Origin of the sequence: Nocardia coffeae (genome assembly GCF_019890715.1) — a bacterium.
GTDB classification, from domain to species: Bacteria; Actinomycetota; Actinomycetes; order Mycobacteriales; family Mycobacteriaceae; genus Nocardia; species Nocardia jiangxiensis.
In genome coordinates this window covers 1,038,802-1,054,868 of the sequence record NZ_JAINZY010000001.1, presented here as the reverse complement: position 1 = coordinate 1,054,868, position 16,067 = coordinate 1,038,802, and the positions used below count along the sequence as shown (strand labels likewise).

18 protein-coding genes are annotated in these 16,067 nt (G+C 68.7%); 7 read left to right on the top strand and 11 right to left on the bottom strand.

Annotated features, from left to right (window positions below; translation table 11 throughout):
* The first annotated feature begins 154 nt into the window (after nt 1-154).
* The 3 genes from K7711_RS04620 (at nt 155) to K7711_RS04610 (ending at nt 2,627) form a co-directional block, all read left to right on the top strand.
* On the top strand, nt 155-1,072 hold the full coding sequence (locus tag K7711_RS04620; RefSeq protein ID WP_222965112.1) for an ABC transporter ATP-binding protein: 918 nt from the start codon (nt 155-157) through the stop codon (nt 1,070-1,072).
* Nucleotides 1,073-1,125: 53 nt separating this feature from the next.
* On the top strand, nt 1,126-1,974 hold the full coding sequence (locus tag K7711_RS04615) for an ABC transporter permease subunit (protein ID WP_222965110.1): 849 nt from the start codon (nt 1,126-1,128) through the stop codon (nt 1,972-1,974).
* A 209-nt stretch (nt 1,975-2,183) separates the two neighbouring features.
* Nucleotides 2,184-2,627: an OsmC family peroxiredoxin gene (locus tag K7711_RS04610; protein ID WP_222965108.1), complete on the top strand. Its 444-nt coding sequence runs from the start codon at nt 2,184-2,186 to the stop codon at nt 2,625-2,627.
* Between the two features lie 102 nt (nt 2,628-2,729).
* Here the strand turns inward: K7711_RS04610 and K7711_RS04605 are convergent, their stop codons facing one another.
* The 3 genes from K7711_RS04605 to K7711_RS04595 all read right to left on the bottom strand — a co-directional run bounded on the left by K7711_RS04605 (nt 2,730) and on the right by K7711_RS04595 (nt 5,152).
* Nucleotides 2,730-3,044 (bottom strand): antibiotic biosynthesis monooxygenase family protein, encoded by a 315-nt coding sequence (locus K7711_RS04605; protein ID WP_040828321.1) that lies wholly within the window; start codon nt 3,042-3,044, stop codon nt 2,730-2,732.
* A gap of 43 nt (nt 3,045-3,087) precedes the next feature.
* Nucleotides 3,088-4,260 (bottom strand): acyl-CoA dehydrogenase family protein, encoded by a 1,173-nt coding sequence (locus K7711_RS04600; protein WP_040828320.1) that lies wholly within the window; start codon nt 4,258-4,260, stop codon nt 3,088-3,090.
* Between the two features lie 148 nt (nt 4,261-4,408).
* On the bottom strand, nt 4,409-5,152 hold the full coding sequence (locus K7711_RS04595; protein WP_222965106.1) for an alpha/beta fold hydrolase: 744 nt from the start codon (nt 5,150-5,152) through the stop codon (nt 4,409-4,411).
* A 269-nt stretch (nt 5,153-5,421) separates the two neighbouring features.
* Between K7711_RS04595 and K7711_RS04590 the strand changes: the two genes are divergently transcribed.
* Nucleotides 5,422-6,231, top strand: coding sequence for an enoyl-CoA hydratase/isomerase family protein (locus K7711_RS04590; protein ID WP_040828495.1), 810 nt, complete (start codon nt 5,422-5,424; stop codon nt 6,229-6,231).
* A gap of 13 nt (nt 6,232-6,244) precedes the next feature.
* On the opposite strand, the gene K7711_RS04585 is transcribed toward K7711_RS04590, so the two are convergent.
* The 6 genes from K7711_RS04585 to carD all read right to left on the bottom strand — a co-directional run bounded on the left by K7711_RS04585 (nt 6,245) and on the right by carD (nt 10,883).
* Nucleotides 6,245-6,568, bottom strand: coding sequence for a DUF4190 domain-containing protein (locus K7711_RS04585; protein WP_040828494.1), 324 nt, complete (start codon nt 6,566-6,568; stop codon nt 6,245-6,247).
* Nucleotides 6,569-6,687: 119 nt separating this feature from the next.
* A complete protein-coding gene (gene rlmB / locus K7711_RS04580; RefSeq protein ID WP_222965104.1) occupies nt 6,688-7,662 on the bottom strand; it encodes a 23S rRNA (guanosine(2251)-2'-O)-methyltransferase RlmB in 975 nt (324 codons plus the stop codon).
* Nucleotides 7,662-9,068: a cysteine--tRNA ligase gene (cysS, locus tag K7711_RS04575; protein WP_222965102.1), complete on the bottom strand. Its 1,407-nt coding sequence runs from the start codon at nt 9,066-9,068 to the stop codon at nt 7,662-7,664. The genes rlmB and cysS overlap by 1 nt, the downstream gene beginning before the upstream one ends.
* A gap of 89 nt (nt 9,069-9,157) precedes the next feature.
* Complete coding sequence (gene ispF / locus K7711_RS04570; RefSeq protein WP_040828492.1) at nt 9,158-9,625, bottom strand: 2-C-methyl-D-erythritol 2,4-cyclodiphosphate synthase; 468 nt, start codon at nt 9,623-9,625, stop codon at nt 9,158-9,160.
* A 14-nt stretch (nt 9,626-9,639) separates the two neighbouring features.
* A complete protein-coding gene (gene ispD, locus K7711_RS04565) occupies nt 9,640-10,383 on the bottom strand; it encodes a 2-C-methyl-D-erythritol 4-phosphate cytidylyltransferase (RefSeq protein WP_222966681.1) in 744 nt (247 codons plus the stop codon).
* A gap of 11 nt (nt 10,384-10,394) precedes the next feature.
* Nucleotides 10,395-10,883, bottom strand: a complete 489-nt coding sequence (gene carD / locus K7711_RS04560) for an RNA polymerase-binding transcription factor CarD (RefSeq protein ID WP_019931623.1) — start codon at nt 10,881-10,883, stop codon at nt 10,395-10,397.
* Nucleotides 10,884-11,165: 282 nt separating this feature from the next.
* Here carD and K7711_RS04555 point away from each other — a divergent pair, with 282 nt between their 5' ends.
* The 3 genes from K7711_RS04555 to disA all read left to right on the top strand — a co-directional run bounded on the left by K7711_RS04555 (nt 11,166) and on the right by disA (nt 14,487).
* Nucleotides 11,166-11,846: a copper chaperone PCu(A)C domain-containing protein gene (locus tag K7711_RS04555; protein WP_308014460.1), complete on the top strand. Its 681-nt coding sequence runs from the start codon at nt 11,166-11,168 to the stop codon at nt 11,844-11,846.
* Between the two features lie 104 nt (nt 11,847-11,950).
* Nucleotides 11,951-13,345 carry a DNA repair protein RadA gene (radA, locus tag K7711_RS04550; protein ID WP_222965100.1) on the top strand — a complete coding sequence of 465 codons (1,395 nt, stop codon included), beginning with the start codon at nt 11,951-11,953 and terminating at the stop codon, nt 13,343-13,345.
* A 41-nt stretch (nt 13,346-13,386) separates the two neighbouring features.
* On the top strand, nt 13,387-14,487 hold the full coding sequence (disA, locus tag K7711_RS04545; RefSeq protein WP_222966677.1) for a DNA integrity scanning diadenylate cyclase DisA: 1,101 nt from the start codon (nt 13,387-13,389) through the stop codon (nt 14,485-14,487).
* 11 nt (nt 14,488-14,498) lie between these two features.
* Here the strand turns inward: disA and K7711_RS04540 are convergent, their stop codons facing one another.
* The gene (locus K7711_RS04540) at nt 14,499-15,185 is read right to left on the bottom strand and encodes a hypothetical protein (RefSeq protein WP_222965098.1); all 687 of its coding nucleotides are present in this window, start codon (nt 15,183-15,185) and stop codon (nt 14,499-14,501) included.
* A 106-nt stretch (nt 15,186-15,291) separates the two neighbouring features.
* A complete protein-coding gene (locus K7711_RS04535; RefSeq protein WP_040828313.1) occupies nt 15,292-15,915 on the bottom strand; it encodes a carbonic anhydrase in 624 nt (207 codons plus the stop codon).
* Nucleotides 15,916-16,067 lie beyond the last annotated feature (152 nt).

Below are 16,067 nucleotides of genomic sequence, written 5' to 3'. Positions count from 1 at the left end.
CTGATGCCGGACGCCACTTGTGGCGCGTGGTATCCGGATGGTCCGATCGTGCGGGTCCGGTCGCTGCGGGAGATGGGTTACGTCCGGATACGTATGCCCGGTCACGCCCGTCGGCGGATGTGCCCGGCCAGGTCGTGGGCGGATTCTCGATGTCATGAACGAATCGGATCCCGCCGCGGCGGTCGTGCGCACCGAGGCGCTGACCAAACGCTATGGCACGCACACCGCCGTCGACGCCGTCGGCATGACCGTCGAGGCCGGGCAGATCTACGGCTTCCTCGGACCGAACGGGGCCGGGAAGACCACCACGCTGCGCATGCTGGTGGGCCTGATCCGGCCGACCTCGGGCCGCGCGAGCGTCCTGGGCCGGCGTCCTGGCGATCCCGCGGCGCTGCGCCGGATCGGGGTGCTGATCGAGGGGCCGGGCTTCTTCCCGTACCTGTCCGGCCGGGACAACCTGCGGGTGCTGGCGTGTTATCGGGGCTGCACCCGGGACGACGCGGAGGAGGCGCTCGACCGGGTCGGCCTGGCCGCCCGCGGGAACGACCGGTTCCGCGCCTACTCGCTGGGGATGAAACAGCGTCTCGGGGTCGCCGCGGCCCTGCTGGGTCACCCGGATCTGCTGATCCTCGACGAACCCACCAACGGCCTGGATCCGGCCGGAATGGCCGAGATGCGTGAGCTCATCACCGGACTCGCCGGCGACGGGCACACCGTCGTGCTGTCCTCGCACCTGCTCAGCGAAGTGCAGGAGATCTGCGACCGCGTCGGCGTCATCTCGCAGGGCCGCCTGCTCACCGAATCGACGGTGCGCGAATTACGCGGCACGGCAACGCTTTTCCTGCGAGCCGAACCGGTGGAACTGGCCTTCCCGGCGGTCCGTGCCGTACTGGGCGAGCGAACCGCACTGCTGACCACCGGCGGCATCAGAGTCGATGCCGGTGTGGCAATGGCGCCCGAGGTGGCACGTGCGGTGGTCGAGGCGGGTGCGGACCTGCTGGAACTGCGCAGCGACGAACGTTCGCTGGAGGAGGTCTTCTTCGAGTTGACGACGCTGGAGCGTGCGTCGTGACCGGGGTGCAGGCTGTGCCCGCTGTTCGAGACGACGAAGCTGGAGAACCTGTCATGACCGACCTGATCGCTTGCACCCGATCCGAATTCGCCCGCCTACGCCGCTGGCCCGCGTTCTGGATCATCCTGGGCACCTGGATTGTGCTGAACCTGGTCTTCGCCTATCTGTTCAACTATCTCGCCTATGCGACGGGTTCGTCGATGCGTATGTCCAACGGGCAGCCACGGGCGATCCTGCTGCAGCAGATGCTGCCCGCCGCGGTGCCCGAGGTGTTCACGCAGGGGATGGCGATGTTCGGCGGTGCGCTGATGCTGGTGCTGGGTGCGCTCGTGACCGGAAGCGGATACGGCTGGGGCACTTGGAAGACCGTTTTCACCCAGGGGCCCTCGCGCGCGCGGGTGGCCGGTGGGACGGTGCTTGCCCTGGCCGTGGTGGTCGTCGCGCTGGTGCTCACCGCGTTCGTGGTCGACACCGGTGTGGCCGCGATCATCGGCACGGTGCAGCATCAGTCGCTCGCGCTGCCGGGTGCCGGACGCTCACTGCTCGGAATCCTCACGGGTGCAGTAATTCTCGGGATGTGGACGTTGGCGGGCGCGGTGATCGGCGTGCTGGCTCGCGGTCCGGCGCTGGCCGTCGGCCTGGGGCTGGTGTGGGTGCTGGTGGTGGAGAATCTGCTGCGCGGCGTCGCCTCGATCTTCGCGCCGATCCGGGCGATCACCGATCACCTGCCCGGCACCGCGGCGGGTTCGCTCGCCGGCGCGATGCGCACGATCTCCGGGGAGTCGACCCCGGGTGTGCTCGACATCCTCTCGCGCCCCGCGTCTTTCGTGGTCCTCGCGGTCTACATCGTAGTCTTCGCGGTCGCGATGGTGTGGTTGCTGCACCGTCGCGACATGGCCTGAGCCGCAACCCTCGTCGACCCCCGGATGACGTCGAACTCCGAGTAACGTCGACCCGGACAACGCCAACCTCCGGTTTGCGGCGCGGCTTGCCGCTCGGACGCGTGGCGGGTGCGAGGAACGAGTGCCCGACACGTGGCCGAGCGGTGAGCCTTCGGGCGCCGCAAACCCGCCGGAGCGAAGCGGAGGCCAAAAACACAGAAAGGACCTCGATGCCAACACGTAGCGCACGTACCGCATGGACCGGAGGACTGCAGGACGGCTCGGGACAGGTCGAGCTGGCCAGCTCCGGAGTCGGCAAGTTCGACGTGTCGTTCCCCAAGCGCACCGCCGACACCGCTGAGGGCACCACCAGTCCGGAGGAGTTGATCGCGGCGGCGCATTCGTCCTGTTTCGCGATGGCGTGCTCCGCGGAGATCGGCAATGCCGGCGGCACCGTGCAGAGCCTGGACGTCAACGCGGATGTGACGCTCGGACCGGATCCGGCGGGCGGTTTCCGCCTCAGCAGCATCAAGCTGACCGTCCGGGGCCGGGTGTCCGGCCTGGACGCCGCGGGCGCGGTGAAGGCCGCCGAGGCGGCCAAGGCAGGCTGCCCGATCAGCAAGGCCCTGGCCGGCGTCGGCACCATCGAGCTGGACGCGAGCTTCGAGGACTGAGGCATCGCGCGGGTCGAGCCCGCGCACGGATCGGGCCCCGGTGACACCGCACGCGGGGCCCGATCCACCCGCTACGAACCGGGTGAACAGTGAATGGGTGAACTAGGCGGGCTTCGCCGCGACGTCGAGCACGACCTCGAACTCGAGCAGCGAGGCACCGGTCGACACCGGCTTACGGGACGGATCACCCGCGTGCGCCGTCTTGGCCGGGCCGTCCCGCCACGCGGCGAAGGACTCCTCCGAATCCCACTGCGTGACAACGAAGTACCGATTGTCACCGGCGACCGGGCGCAGCAGCTGGAACCCGAGGAAGCCGGGCGAGTTCTCCACCGCGTGCGCGCGGCCCGCGAACCGCTTCTCCAATTCGGGCCCCGCACCCTCGGGCACTTCGATTGCATTGATTTTGACAACAGCCATAAGCCGACCATAGCCCTACTGTGGGAAGCCGCTGCTCCCGTCCTCAGCCGCGTAGCACCTGACGCCCGATGGCCCACTTGTGGACCTCGGTGGGGCCGTCGTACAGGCGGAAGGCGCGCATATCGCGGAAGATCATCTCCACGACCGTCTCGTCGCTGATGCCGATGCCGCCGAGGACCTGGACGCAGCGATCCGCGACCTTGAAAAGTTCTTCGGACACACTGGATTTGGCGATCGAACTCTCGTGCCGGGCCTTGTGGCCGTTGTCCATCAGCCAGCAGGCGTGCCAGATGGTCAGGCGGCACTGATGCAGCGCGATCTCGTTGTCCGCCAACAGGAACGACACGCCCTCGTGCTCGCCGATGGGCTTGCCGAATGCGGTGCGGGTGCGCGCGTGCTCGACCGCGATGCTCTGTGCCCGCTCGGCCGCTCCCAGCCAGCGCATGCAGTGCGTCAGGCGGGCCGGGGCCAGGCGCAGCTGCGCGTACCGCAGTGCCTGGCCGGTCTCGCCGAGGACGGATTCCCTTGGCAGCGTGAGGTTCTCGAATCGCACCACGCCATGCCCGCCGACGTAGTTGCGGTCCATCGTGTTCATCGTGCGCTCGATGACGATGCCGGGGGTGTCGCCCTCGGTGAGGAACAACGTCGGCCCCTCGGGCAGGTGCGGGTTGGCCTCGAGCCGGGCCATGATGATCCAGGTCTTGGCCCCGTCCGCGCCGGTGATGAGCCATTTGCGGCCGTTGACGGTGAAATTCTCGCCGTCGAAGGTGGCGGTGGTGGCCAGCTGACCCGGATCCGATCCGGCCCCGTCCGGTTCGGTCATCGCGAAGACCGAACGCTGGTGACCGGTGATCACCGGCATCAGGTACCGGTCGATCTGCTGCGCGTCCGCGACCTTGGACAGCAGGAACATATTGCCCTCGTCGGGTGCGGCGCAGTTCATCGCGACGGGGCCGAGCGTGGACCAGCCCGCCGCCTCGTACAGCACGGCCTGCTCGACGTGGGTGAGTCCGCGTCCGCCGAGCTCGACCGGGGCCTGCACGGTCAGCAACTTCTCCGCTCGCGCCAGCTCCACCAGTTCCTGACGCAGGTCGTCGGTCGGCCCGTGCGAGGTCACCCGGGGATCGCGCTCGTAGGGAACGATCTTGTCGATGACGAACTGCCGCACCCGATCACGTTCGGCGGCGAGGTCGGCGGGAATCGAGAAATCGATCATCTGGTCACCTTCGTTCGTTGGCCTGCGACGAGCATACGACGCATCGCGACACGGACTGACGGCAGACGCCCTCAAATCTCTTCGCGCACATCGTCGCACTTCACGGCGCTGATCGGCGAGCAGGATCACGGATACATGCCGCGGTGGATCAGCCCAGAACCTCGGACAGGAAGCGGGTGACCTCGGCGCGATAGGCGGCGGGCTGGTCGTCGTGCACGAGGTGGCCCGCATCGGGAACCAGGACGTGGCGAGCCTGCGGATGATCCGCGGCCATGCGGCGCATCTGGCCGGGCGGGGTGATGGTGTGCTCACCCTCGATCAGCAGAGCGGGCACGCGCACGGCATCCCACTGCGACCAGAAGTCCCGGGTACCCCACTCCTCGGAGATGTCGCGGAACGTCGTGACCGCGCCGTGCAACCGGTAACCGTCGGGGCCGTGGGTGAACGCCTGCAGGAAGTAGCGCCCGGCCACCGGACCGAAGAAATCCAGGACCGCGTCCTGGTCCGGGAACGGCTGCGGCCAGGCATCGATCATCTCCGCCCAGTCCCGCGCGGTGCGGCCGCGGAAGTCCGGAGCCATATCCTCGACCACCAGCGCACGCACCCGGTCCGGATGGGCCGCGGCGAACATCCACCCGTGCAGTCCGCCCATCGAGTGACCGATCACCACCATCGGCTCGGTGATCCGCGCGGTGGCCGTGGCCAGATCCGCCACGAACGCCTCGGTGGTCAGCTCCGGGGGCGCGGGCCGGCCGTGTCCGGCCGCGTCGAAGGTGTAGAGCCGCCCGAACGGGCGCAGCCAGTCCAGTTGTGCGCGCCACGTCCGCGCGCTGCCCATGAGCCCGTGCAACAGCAGAATCGGCACACCTGTGCCACCCTCGTCGATCAGCATCGGCTCCGACCATACGGCGGACTCCCTCGGCCGCGTCGGCGGGTGCGAATGTCCTGAATGCGCACGCCCCCGGGATACCCGGCGCCGGTGTCCTAGGATGTTGTCGCACGCAAGAGCGGGTCCCGCGGATCGGCTCGTGCGTCAGGTACACAGCACGTCCGAGGCGGCCTCATGCCGCGTGAGGCCGGGTCGTGCGGAAAGACATCTGCGGTCGGGAACAGCTGCGACGATCTGTCGCGGCGGACCCGTTCGCGCCGGAAGGACACTGCATGAGTTCGGAACTGCACGTCGATGTTTCCGGCGGCGTCGCGGTACTCACGCTCAATCGTCCGGCGCAGCAGAACGCGCTGACCCCGGAGTTGACCGACGAACTCGGTGCGGCACTGCGCCGCTGCGATGTCGAGGACGCGATCCGCGCGGTCGTGCTCACCGGGACGCCGCCGGCCTTCTGCGCGGGCGCGGATCTGTCCCACCGGGTCGGTGAGGTCAGCGCCACCCTCGATCCGCCGCCGTGGCGGGTGCGCAAACCGGTGATCGCGGCGGTCAACGGTCACGCAGTCGGCGTCGGCCTGGCCCTGGCACTGCAGTGCGATCTGCGATACATGGCTCGCGACGCGGTGTACGGGCTCAATCAGGTCCGTCGCGCGGTCCTGGCCGACGGCTATGCGCACTGGACGCTGCCGCGGCTGGTCGGCATGGCCAATGCCGCGGACATCATGCTCACCGGCCGCACCTTCGACGGCGAGGAGGCCAAGTCGATGGGCCTGGCCAACGGCTGCCTGCACGGCTCCGAGGTGCTCCCGACCGCCATGGCCGTCGCACACGACATCGCGGGCGGATCCGCACCGCTGCCCGCGGCGCTGTCCAAGCGGCTGCTGTGGGAGGGCTTGGGGATGACCCAGGAGGCGGTCGGCCGGATGGAGACCGAGCTGAACGGCTACGTCGGGCGGAGCCTCGACGGAGGCGAGGGGATGGCCGCATTCCGCGACCGCCGCCCGCCCCGATGGACCGGCAGCATCAGCAGTGAATGGCCCGCCTGGGAAGTGCCTTCCGAGCCCGAACGCCCCGGACTGGACTGACGACCCGGTCGGTTCAGGCGCGTCCGCCGAGGACCATCAGCAGGAAGACGATGGCCACCAGGACCATCAGGACCGTGCCGATGATGCCCAGGACGTATCCGACGAGTATCTGCGAACGCCCGCCGAGCGTGGCGCCGTAGGCGTGATTGAGCTGATCGGACTGCTCGATCTGATTCAGCGCCTGCTTACCCAGGACCCATGCAACCGGACCCAGTGCGCCGCAACAAAATATGCTCAGGATGCCGAGCAGCAGCACGGTCGTCGCGTGCGGGTGCTCGACCGCCGGACCGACCGGTTGATCGGGCAGCTCTCCCCAGTAGGGCTGCTCATTCCACATGGACACCGTCCAAGTCTACGGTGACACGGGCCGTTTCATCGGCCGGACGCGCGCCAATTCACCGCGACCGGCCCGTTCGCGGGCGCAATTCCCCTCCCGGACGGGCCGATTCGGCTCGGTCAGGACCGGCGTTGACGTGCGATATCGGCCAGTACGACACCCGCCGCGACCGACGCGTTCAGCGATTCGACCGGCCCGGACATCGGGATGCTCAGAATCTCGTCGCAGGTCTCTCGCACCAGCCGGGACAGACCCTTGCCCTCCGAACCGACCACCACGACCGTCGGTGCGGTGCCGTCGAATTCGTCCAGGACGGTGTCCCCGCCCGCGTCCAGGCCGACGATCTGCACGCCGGTCGAGGCCCAATCCTTCAGTGTGCGAGTCAGATTCGTCGCGCGCGCGACGGGCAGCCGCGCCGCGGCGCCGGCACTGGTCCGCCAGGCCACCGCCGTGACGCTCGCGCTGCGCCGCTGCGGAATCACCACGCCGTGTCCGCCGAAGGCCGCGACCGAGCGGATGACCGCGCCGAGATTGCGCGGATCGGAGATGTTGTCCAGCGCCACCAGCAACGCGGGTTCGCCCGAGCCCCGGGCGGATTCGAGCAGATCGTCCGGGTGGACGTACCGGTACGGCGGCACCTGCAGGGCCATGCCCTGATGTAATCCGTTGGAGCTCATGCGATCCAGGTCGGTGCGCGGCACCTCCAGGATCGAGATACCGGCGTCGGCGGCGAGTTTCACCGAGGCGGTGAGCCGTTCGTCGTTCTCGGTGCCCACCGCGACGTACAGCGCCGTCGCCGGGACGCCGGCGCGCAGGCACTCCACCACCGGATTGCGGCCGAGCACCAGTTCGGGCCCATCGGCGTTGCGGCGTCCGGCAACCCGGCCGCCGCCCGAACCGCCGCCGGACTTGGCCGCGGCCTTGGCCGCCGCGGCGGCCCGCTTGGCCGCGGGGTGGTATTTGCGTTCGGTCGCGGGCGGAGTCGCGCCCCGGCCCTCGAGTCCACGACGACGTTTCCCGCCGGACCCGGCGACCTGGCCCTTCTTGGTGCCGCTCTTGCGCACCGCGCCGCGCCTTTGCGAATTGCCTGCCATCAGTTCGCCTTTCGTGCCGTCGGTGACACCAGCGACCATTCGGGGCCGTCGGGTGTGTCGGTGACCTCGACCCCCGCCTCGTGCAGCCGATCGCGCACCGCGTCGGCCTCGGCCCAGTCCTTCGTGGCGCGAGCGTGCTGCCGGCGCTCGAGTTCGGCGCGCACCAGAATCTCCAGCGCGTCGTTCGCAGAGGAGGAATCCTGCGGCCCGGACCAGTGCGGATCCAGCGGATCCACACCCAGGATGCCGAGCATCGCACGCACCTGTCCGGCTGCCTCGCGGGCGGTGTCGGTCGCGGCGGATTCCAGCGCCTTGTTGCCCTCGTGCACGACCCGATGAATTTCGGCCAGCGCCTTGGGAATTCCGAGGTTGTCGTCCAGCGCCTCGGCGAACGCGTCGGTCCACTTGCCGACCGGGATCTCGCCCAGGCGTTCGGTCGCCCGGCGCACGAACGCCTCGAGCCGCTGATAGGTCTGGGCCGCATCGCGCAGCGCCTGATCGGAGTACTCCAGCATCGAGCTGTAGTGCGCACTGCCCAGATAGAACCGAAGTTCCACGGCCCGAACGTTTTCGAGCACATTCGGCACGGCCAGGGTGTTGCCGAGCGACTTGGACATCTTCTCCCCGCCCAGCGTCACCCAGCCGTTGTGCAACCAGTACCGCGCGAAACCGTCACCGGCGGCACGGGATTGGGCGATTTCGTTCTCGTGGTGCGGGAACACCAGATCCATACCGCCGCAGTGGATGTCGAATTCCGGGCCGAGATAGAACCCGGCCATCGCCGAGCATTCCAGATGCCAGCCGGGGCGGCCCGGACCCCAGGGTGAGGGCCAGGTCGGCTCATTGGGTTTGGCGGCCTTCCACAGCGTGAAGTCGCGCGGATCGCGTTTGCCCTCGCCCGCGCTCTCACCCTGATGCACATCGTCGAGCCTGTGCCCGGACAGCGCGCCGTATTCGGGATAGCTGCGCACATCGAAGTAGACGTTCCCGGACGAGGCGTAGGCGTGACCGCGGTCGATCAGCCGCTGCATCATCTCGACCATCTGGGTGATGTGCCCGGTCGCGCGCGGCTCCACCGACGGGGGCAGCACACCCAGTGCGGCGTAGGCGCGGTCGAAGGCGCGCTCGTGCGTGGCGGCCCACTCCCACCAGGGACGGCCCGCCGCGGCGGCCTTGTTCAGGATCTTGTCGTCGATATCGGTGACATTTCGCACGAATGCGACGTCGTAACCGCCCGCGAGCAGCCAGCGGCGCAGGACGTCGAACGCGACTCCACTGCGGACGTGTCCGATATGCGGCTCGCCCTGCACCGTGGCGCCACACAGATATATCGACGCTCGGCCGGGGACCAGAGGCGTGAAATCACGCAGGGTCCGCGTCGCGGTGTCGAAGAGGCGCAGAGTCACGACCAGCCATCCTACTGTCAGGAATTTTGCATGAGGTACGGGGCAGGTGCCGGGTACGGGATATCCGGCAGCTCAGGGGTGCGGGCGAGTTAGTTACGACAACTCAGCAACGCGGTGGCGACCGCCGCTACACCCTCGCCGCGGCCGGTGAGTCCCAGACCGTCGGTGGTCGTGCCGGACACCGAAACCGGTGCACCGAGTAATTCTCCCAGGACATCCTGCGCCTCGCTACGGCGAGGTCCGATCTTGGGACGATTGCCAATGATCTGCAGGGCCGCGTTGACGATGGTGTATCCGTCCTCGGCCAGCAGCCGGCGGACCTCGCGCAGCATGTCCGCACCGGACACGCCGGCCCATTCGGGCCGCCCGACGCCGAATACCGCGCCCACATCGCCCAGTCCGGCCGCCGACAGCAGTGCGTCGCACAGCGCGTGCGCGCCGACGTCACCGTCGGAGTGACCGGCGCAGCCGCTCTCGCCCTCGAACAGCAGCCCGGCCATCCAGCAGGGACGACCGGGTTCGATCGGGTGCACATCGGTGCCGATGCCCACGCGCATCGAGGCCGGATCGGTCATCGCGTCACCGTGTTCAACTGTTCGGAAATCTCGGCGCGGCCGGGAGTGTCGCGCTCGGCGAGCAGGGTGCGGGCCAGGCGCAGATCCAACGGGGTGGTGATCTTGAACGCCAGCGGATCGCCGGGAATCACGCGCACGCGCGCGCCGAAGGCTTCGACCAGGCCCGCGTCGTCGGTCGCGTGCATTCCGGCGGCATAGGCGTCCCGCAGGAGTCGGCCGTCGAAACCCTGGGGAGTCTGGATCGCGCGCAGAACCGAGCGATCGGGGGTGCCGGTGACCTCGCCGTCGGCGTCCACGGATTTGATCGTGTCCGCGACCGGCAGACCCGGTACGACGGCCGGGCAACCGGACTTCAGTTCGGCCACCACCCGCGCGATCATCGACGGCGGCGTCAGGGCGCGCGCGGCATCGTGCACGAGGAAATGGGTGGCCTGCGGTGCGGCGGCAATTCCGGCGCGCACCGAATCGGTGCGTTCCGCGCCGCCGGCGACCACGCTCACCGGCACGGGGCATGCCGGTTCGGCGCGGTGGCCCAGCAGAATTCGCGCCTCGTCGAGGAGTTCGGCGGGCGCGGCGATCACGATGTGGTCCACGACTCCGGACGCGATCAGGCCGTCGATAGCGAGTATGAGCATGGGGCTGCCGCCGACCGGGACGAACGCCTTGGGTATGGACTCACCCAGGCGCACGCCCCGACCGGCGGCAGGCACCAATGCCACGACACGACTCGTGTCGTGCAGTTGGTTCACGATCAGGAGGCCGCTGCGAGAACCTCGTCGAGCAGAGTCTCGGCCTTGACATCATCGGTGCCCTCGGCAAGGGCGAGTTCACCGACGAGGATCTGACGGGCCTTGGCGAGCATGCGCTTCTCGCCGGCGGACAGGCCGCGATCCTGTTCGCGCCGCCAGAGATCACGCACGACCTCGGCCACCTTGTTCACATCGCCGGAGGCGAGCTTCTCGAGGTTGGCCTTGTAACGCCGAGACCAGTTCGTCGGCTCCTCCGTGTGCGGCGCACGTAGCACCTGGAAGACTCGATCGAGACCCTCCTGGCCCACGACGTCACGAACGCCGACGTATTCGGCATTCTCGGCGGGAACCCGTACGGTGAGATCGCCCTGGGCGACCTTCAGGACCAGATACTCCTTCTGCACACCCTTGATGGTGCGAGTCTCGATAGCTTCGATCAGCGCCGCTCCGTGGTGGGGGTAAACGACGGTGTCTCCGACCTTAAAAATCATGTGTCCCGTGCCCCTTTCGATGCTCACAGTTTAACATGCGACTCGATAACGGCGCGATCAACGACGCAGGTCAGGGCCACAACAGCCGGGCGCTGGGGGTTGACAGAACCAAAACGTTGTGCATCCTGTTGTGCCAGAACAAGTTACGGCCGGGCCCGTGCGCGGCGGGGGTGGCGCGGGAAACCGTCAGGGCCCCGTCGATCCGCGCGCCCGGACAACTATTACGCTCCGTACTACTACTCTGCATCGTGGAGTGAGCCCGGTCGACATGGAGGACAACCCGTGACTGCCCTGAAAGCCACCACAGCGTCCCAGGCGCGCCGCAGCGCCGTGCGTCGCAGTGCTGTTGCAGTTGCCGCGCTGGCCGCGGGTGCCGCACTCGCACTGTCGGGCTGCAGCTCCGGCCAGATCGCGCAGACCGCGCGGCAGGTCTCCGCGGTGAACGGCAACACCGCCAACGTGGGCGATGTGGCGCTGCGCGATGTGCGCATCCTGCTGCCGCAGTCCGAGGAGTACACCAACGCCAAGGGTGGCAAGGCGATCATCGCCTTCAGCGTGGTCAACGAGGGCGCGTCCAAGCCCGACGAGCTCAGCAGCATCACCACCGACCTGGGCACCATCGAGGTCACTCCGGCCGATACGACCCTGGAGCCGGGCCGGACCGTCGTCGCGGGTGGCCCGCAGGCCGTGGAGTCCAGCGCGCCGGTCGCCTCGACCACCGCCACCACCACCGCGCCGTCGTCCGGCACCGCCACCACCACGCCGTCCACCTCCGCGTCGGCGGCGGCCACCAGTAAGCCGGCCTCCGGTGCGGCCAAGCCGATCCTGGTCGAGATCTCGGGTCTGACCAAGGACATCACCCCCGGTCCGACGTATCCGGTGACCTTCAACTTCAAGGAGGCCGGGACCGTTCTGGTGAACGTTCCGGTCGACGCGGGCAGCACCCCGAACAGCGCGAGCTGATCCGGGGCGGGAACCGGTCCGTCGGCCGCCCGAGCAGTCGTGACGCACAGCGTGGCCGGGCGGGGTACGCGGAGTCTGTCGGAGTCGATCCCTAGGCTGCGCACGTGCCCAAGGTGAAATCGCTCTACCGCTGCTCCGCCTGTTCGCACGAGGTCGCCAAGTGGGTGGGACGCTGTCCTTCCTGCGGCGAGTGGGGTTCCATCGATGAGCAGGCCGCGGCGCCCGCATCGGTCGCGACCGGGCGGCGGGCCCTGCTGCCCTCGACGGCGGCCGCACCGATCTCCACCATCGATTCGACGGTCACCCGTGCCCGGCCGACCGGTGTGAGCGAGTTGGACCGGGTGCTCGGCGGCGGCGTGGTGCCCGGTTCGGTGGTGCTGCTGTCCGGCGAGCCCGGTGTGGGCAAATCGACGTTGCTGCTCGAGGTGGCCCACCGCTGGGCGCGCCAGCGGGAGGAACGCGCACTCTATGTGACCGCGGAGGAGTCCGCCGGACAGGTGCGGTTGCGCGCCGATCGGACCGACGCGGTGCACGAGCGGGTCTACCTCGCCGCCGAATCCGATCTGGCCACCATTCTCGGGCATGTCGAGCAGGTGCGGCCCTCGCTGCTGGTGGTCGACTCGGTGCAGACCATGCTGGCCGCGGATGCCGAGGGCGTGATCGGCGGGGTGACGCAGGTGCGCGCGGTGACCGCGGCGCTGACCTCGCTGGCCAAGGCCAGCGGTATCGCGGTGCTGCTGGTCGGGCACGTCACCAAGGACGGCAATGTCGCCGGTCCGCGCACACTCGAGCATCTGGTCGACGTGGTGCTGCAGTTCGAGGGCGACAAACATTCCACGCTGCGCATGGTGCGCGGGGTGAAGAATCGCTTCGGCAGCGCGGACGAGGTCGGCTGCTTCGAACTGCACGACGACGGCATCGCCGGTGTGCCCGATCCGTCCGGACTGTTCCTGCACCATCGCGCCGATCCGGTGCCGGGTACGGCGATCACCGTCGCGATGGACGGTAAACGTCCGCTGTTGGCCGAGGTGCAGGGGCTGACGGTGTCGACGCCCGCGCCCGCGCCGCGCCGGGCGGTCAGCGGTCTGGACTACAACCGGGTTTCCATGGTGCTCGCGGTGCTGCAGAGCCGATGCCACGTCTACCTCGGTAAACACGATGTGTACGCGGCCACCGTGGGCGGTATGCGGCTCACCGAGCCCGGGGCGGATCTGGCTGTCGCGCTGGCGATCACGAGTTCCGAGCGGGGCATCGCGCTGCCCGGTGGCCTGGTGATCCTGGGCGAGGTCGGGCTGGCCGGTGAGGTTCGGCGTGTCACGGGGGCCGGGCGTCGCCTCGCCGAGGCCGAGCGGCTAGGTTTCACTGAGGCGCTGGTGCCGCCGGGCGTGGATTGCTCCGGCCTGTCCATGCGGGTGCGCGAGGTGGCGAATGTGCGTGCGGCAGTTGCGTTGAGTGGTTTGTCGAAGCGAGGGGGCGAACATGCGGAGGCTGCCGAATGAACCCTGGCCGTTGGGTCACCAATCTGCTCGGCAAGCCCGCGATGGGCGGCGAGCATTCCAATTCCACTGTGGTGCACTGCGATAGCGAACATCTCGCGTTGCGCGACGTGGTCGCCCGGCTGGTTCCGGGCACGCAGTTGCGTGACGGCATCGATCGGATCCTGCTGGCCCGCACCGGCGCGCTGATCGTGCTCGGGCACGACGAGCCGGTGGAGCGGATCTGCGACGGCGGGTTCGAGCTCGATGTCGAGTTCTCCCCGACGCGTCTGCGCGAACTATCGAAAATGGATGGCGCAGTGGTGCTTTCGACCGACGGAGGGCGCATCCGGCGGGCCAATGTGCATCTGGTCCCGGATCCCGCGCTGCCCACGGTGGAGACCGGCACCCGGCACAAGGCCGCCGAGCGCACCGCGGCGCAGACCGGCTATCCGGTGATCTCGGTGAGCCGCTCGACCGGGATCGTCACGGTGTATCTGGGCGGTCTGCGGCATCTGGTGCAGCCCTCGCAGTCGATTCTCTCGCGCGCCAATCAGGCCATGGGCACACTCGAGCGCTACCGTTCGCGGCTGGACGAGACCGCGCGGCTGCTGTCGATGGTGGAGCTGGAGGATTTCACCACCCTGCGCGACGTGCTGTCCGTCCTGCACTGCCTGGAACTGGTGCGCCGGGTCGGCCGCGAGATCGATTCCGACGTCGGTGAACTCGGTATCGACGGCCGTCAGCTGGCCCTGCAGCTCGCCGAACTGGTCGGCGAGACCGAAACCCTGCGGCGACTGCTGGTCCGGGACTATCTGCGGGCGCATCCGGTGGACGAGGCGAATGTCGACGCGGCTCTGCTCGAACTGGACGGTCTGCTCGAGGTGGATCTGCTGGATCTGGTGAACCTCGGTCCCGCACTGGGCTTTCCGGCCACTCTCGAGGCGCTGGACACCGCGGTGTGCCCGCGCGGTTACCGGCTGCTCGCCGAGATTCCGCGAGTCTCGTTGAGTAGCGTGGAATCCGTTGTCGCGGTGTATGGTTCGCTGTCGAGCCTGCTGTCCGCGACCGCCGACGAACTGGAAACCCTCGACGGCATCGACAACCAGCTGGCCCGCCAGATCCGCGAGGGGCTGTCCCGCCTCGCCGAATCCGGCGGCGTCTGAGCCGAATCGCATCAGGAGATGTTGAACGTCTCGGGGGAGCTGCGAACGGAACCGAACTGGGCGCTGACCGCGTAGGAGCCCGCCGGGACGGGGACGCGGTCGCCCGCGCAGTTGGCCTGGGAGGTGGTGCCGGACCAGGTGAGGGTGAAGGCCGCCTGCTGACCGCCGTTGAGGGTGCGCACGTCGGGCTGGCCGCCCTGATCGCAGTCGGTACTGGTCCACAGACGGCGCTGGCCGTCGAGGGATTGCACCGAGACCTGCTGCAGACCCGAACCCATATCGCGGGAGCAGGCCATGGTCGAGATATTGGTGATGACGATCCCGAACACCGGCTTGTCACCCGCTTTGTAACTCGGCTGCCCGACGGTCACCTTCACCGCCAGTGATTGATCCGGGCAGGCGGCCGGTGCGCTGGCCGCGGTGGCGTTCACCGTGCCCGACGGCGTCGCGCTGGCCGAGGCCGCCGCATCGGGGGTGGACGTCGCCGCGGGAGTGGTCGTCGCCGAACCGGCCGCGGGCCCTGCGGCGTTCGCGGAGGTGGACGTCGCGGCGGCCGTCGAGCCCGACGAGCCGCCGCCGTGCAACAGCATGATCGCCAGCCAGATGACCAGCGCCAGCGCGATCACGATCGCGCCGATGGCGAACACGCGACGACGCCAGTAGATCTCCGGCGGCAGTGGTCCAGTCGGTTCCAGCACGACACCACGGTAAGGGCACGATCACCTGACCCGCCGCTCAGCTGCGCGGCGTGTCGGTGTGGAACAGCTGTGGAACCGGGTACGTTTCGCCGGATCTACGGTCGGTTCAGACCGTTTCGCCGATGTTGCCCACCGAACGGTGCAGGTGGGCCCGGCCGTCGGCGAGTTTGTAGGTCACCGAGGCGATCGCGCACTGACCGGTGGCGACGCGCTGGGAGATGATCATCGAGCGCTGCATGAGCAGTCGGCTCGTTTCCACGACGTGCCGGGCCTCGAGCTCGTCCACGCCGGTCAGGCCCTCGCGGCGGCCGAGCAGGATGGAGGGGGTGACTCGTTCGACCAGGCTGCGGATGAATCCGCCGGGGACGTCGCCGCCGTCGAGCGCGTTGATGGTGGCGGCGACCGCGCCGCAACTGTCGTGCCCGAGCACCACGATCAGCGGCACGTTCAGGATCTCCACGCCGTATTCGATGGATCCGAGCACCGAGTCGTCCAGCACGTGCCCTGCGGTGCGGACCACGAACATATCGCCGAGGCCCTGGTCGAAGATGATCTCGGCGGCCACGCGGGAGTCGCCGCACCCGAACAGGATCGCCGCCGGCTGCTGACCGTGCACGAGTTTGGCCCGGTCCGCGCTGCCCTGACCGGGGTGCTGCAGGTTACCGCTGACGAACCTGTCGTTGCCCTCGCGGAGGGTCTTCCAGGCGGTGATCGGGTTGGTTTGAGGCATGCGTCCCATTTTCCACGCGCTCGCGGTTACCGGCCAGTCCGCATGGTTACATACCGGCAAATGTCTGCGTAGATACCGTCCGGCCCGATTGTGAGGGCATCGGCGTTCCCCGGTGATCTCGGCGGGTGGCAGCGGCATCCCGCCGCGATGGC

What these genes read in the sequence shown, in the direction of transcription:
- K7711_RS04620 (WP_222965112.1), top strand. Translation starts at nt 155, where the DNA reads ATGAACGAATCGGATCCCGCCGCGGCGGTCGTGCGCACCGAGGCGCTG.
- K7711_RS04615 (WP_222965110.1), top strand. Translation starts at nt 1,126, where the DNA reads ATGACCGACCTGATCGCTTGCACCCGATCCGAATTCGCCCGCCTACGC.
- K7711_RS04610 (WP_222965108.1), top strand. Translation starts at nt 2,184, where the DNA reads ATGCCAACACGTAGCGCACGTACCGCATGGACCGGAGGACTGCAGGAC.
- K7711_RS04605 (WP_040828321.1), bottom strand. Translation starts at nt 3,044, where the DNA reads ATGGCTGTTGTCAAAATCAATGCAATCGAAGTGCCCGAGGGTGCGGGG.
- K7711_RS04600 (WP_040828320.1), bottom strand. Translation starts at nt 4,260, where the DNA reads ATGATCGATTTCTCGATTCCCGCCGACCTCGCCGCCGAACGTGATCGG.
- K7711_RS04595 (WP_222965106.1), bottom strand. Translation starts at nt 5,152, where the DNA reads ATGCTGATCGACGAGGGTGGCACAGGTGTGCCGATTCTGCTGTTGCAC.
- K7711_RS04590 (WP_040828495.1), top strand. Translation starts at nt 5,422, where the DNA reads ATGAGTTCGGAACTGCACGTCGATGTTTCCGGCGGCGTCGCGGTACTC.
- K7711_RS04585 (WP_040828494.1), bottom strand. Translation starts at nt 6,568, where the DNA reads ATGTGGAATGAGCAGCCCTACTGGGGAGAGCTGCCCGATCAACCGGTC.
- rlmB (WP_222965104.1), bottom strand. Translation starts at nt 7,662, where the DNA reads ATGGCAGGCAATTCGCAAAGGCGCGGCGCGGTGCGCAAGAGCGGCACC.
- ispF (WP_040828492.1), bottom strand. Translation starts at nt 9,625, where the DNA reads ATGCGCGTGGGCATCGGCACCGATGTGCACCCGATCGAACCCGGTCGT.
- carD (WP_019931623.1), bottom strand. Translation starts at nt 10,883, where the DNA reads ATGATTTTTAAGGTCGGAGACACCGTCGTTTACCCCCACCACGGAGCG.
- disA (WP_222966677.1), top strand. Translation starts at nt 13,387, where the DNA reads ATGGGCGGCGAGCATTCCAATTCCACTGTGGTGCACTGCGATAGCGAA.
- K7711_RS04535 (WP_040828313.1), bottom strand. Translation starts at nt 15,915, where the DNA reads ATGCCTCAAACCAACCCGATCACCGCCTGGAAGACCCTCCGCGAGGGC.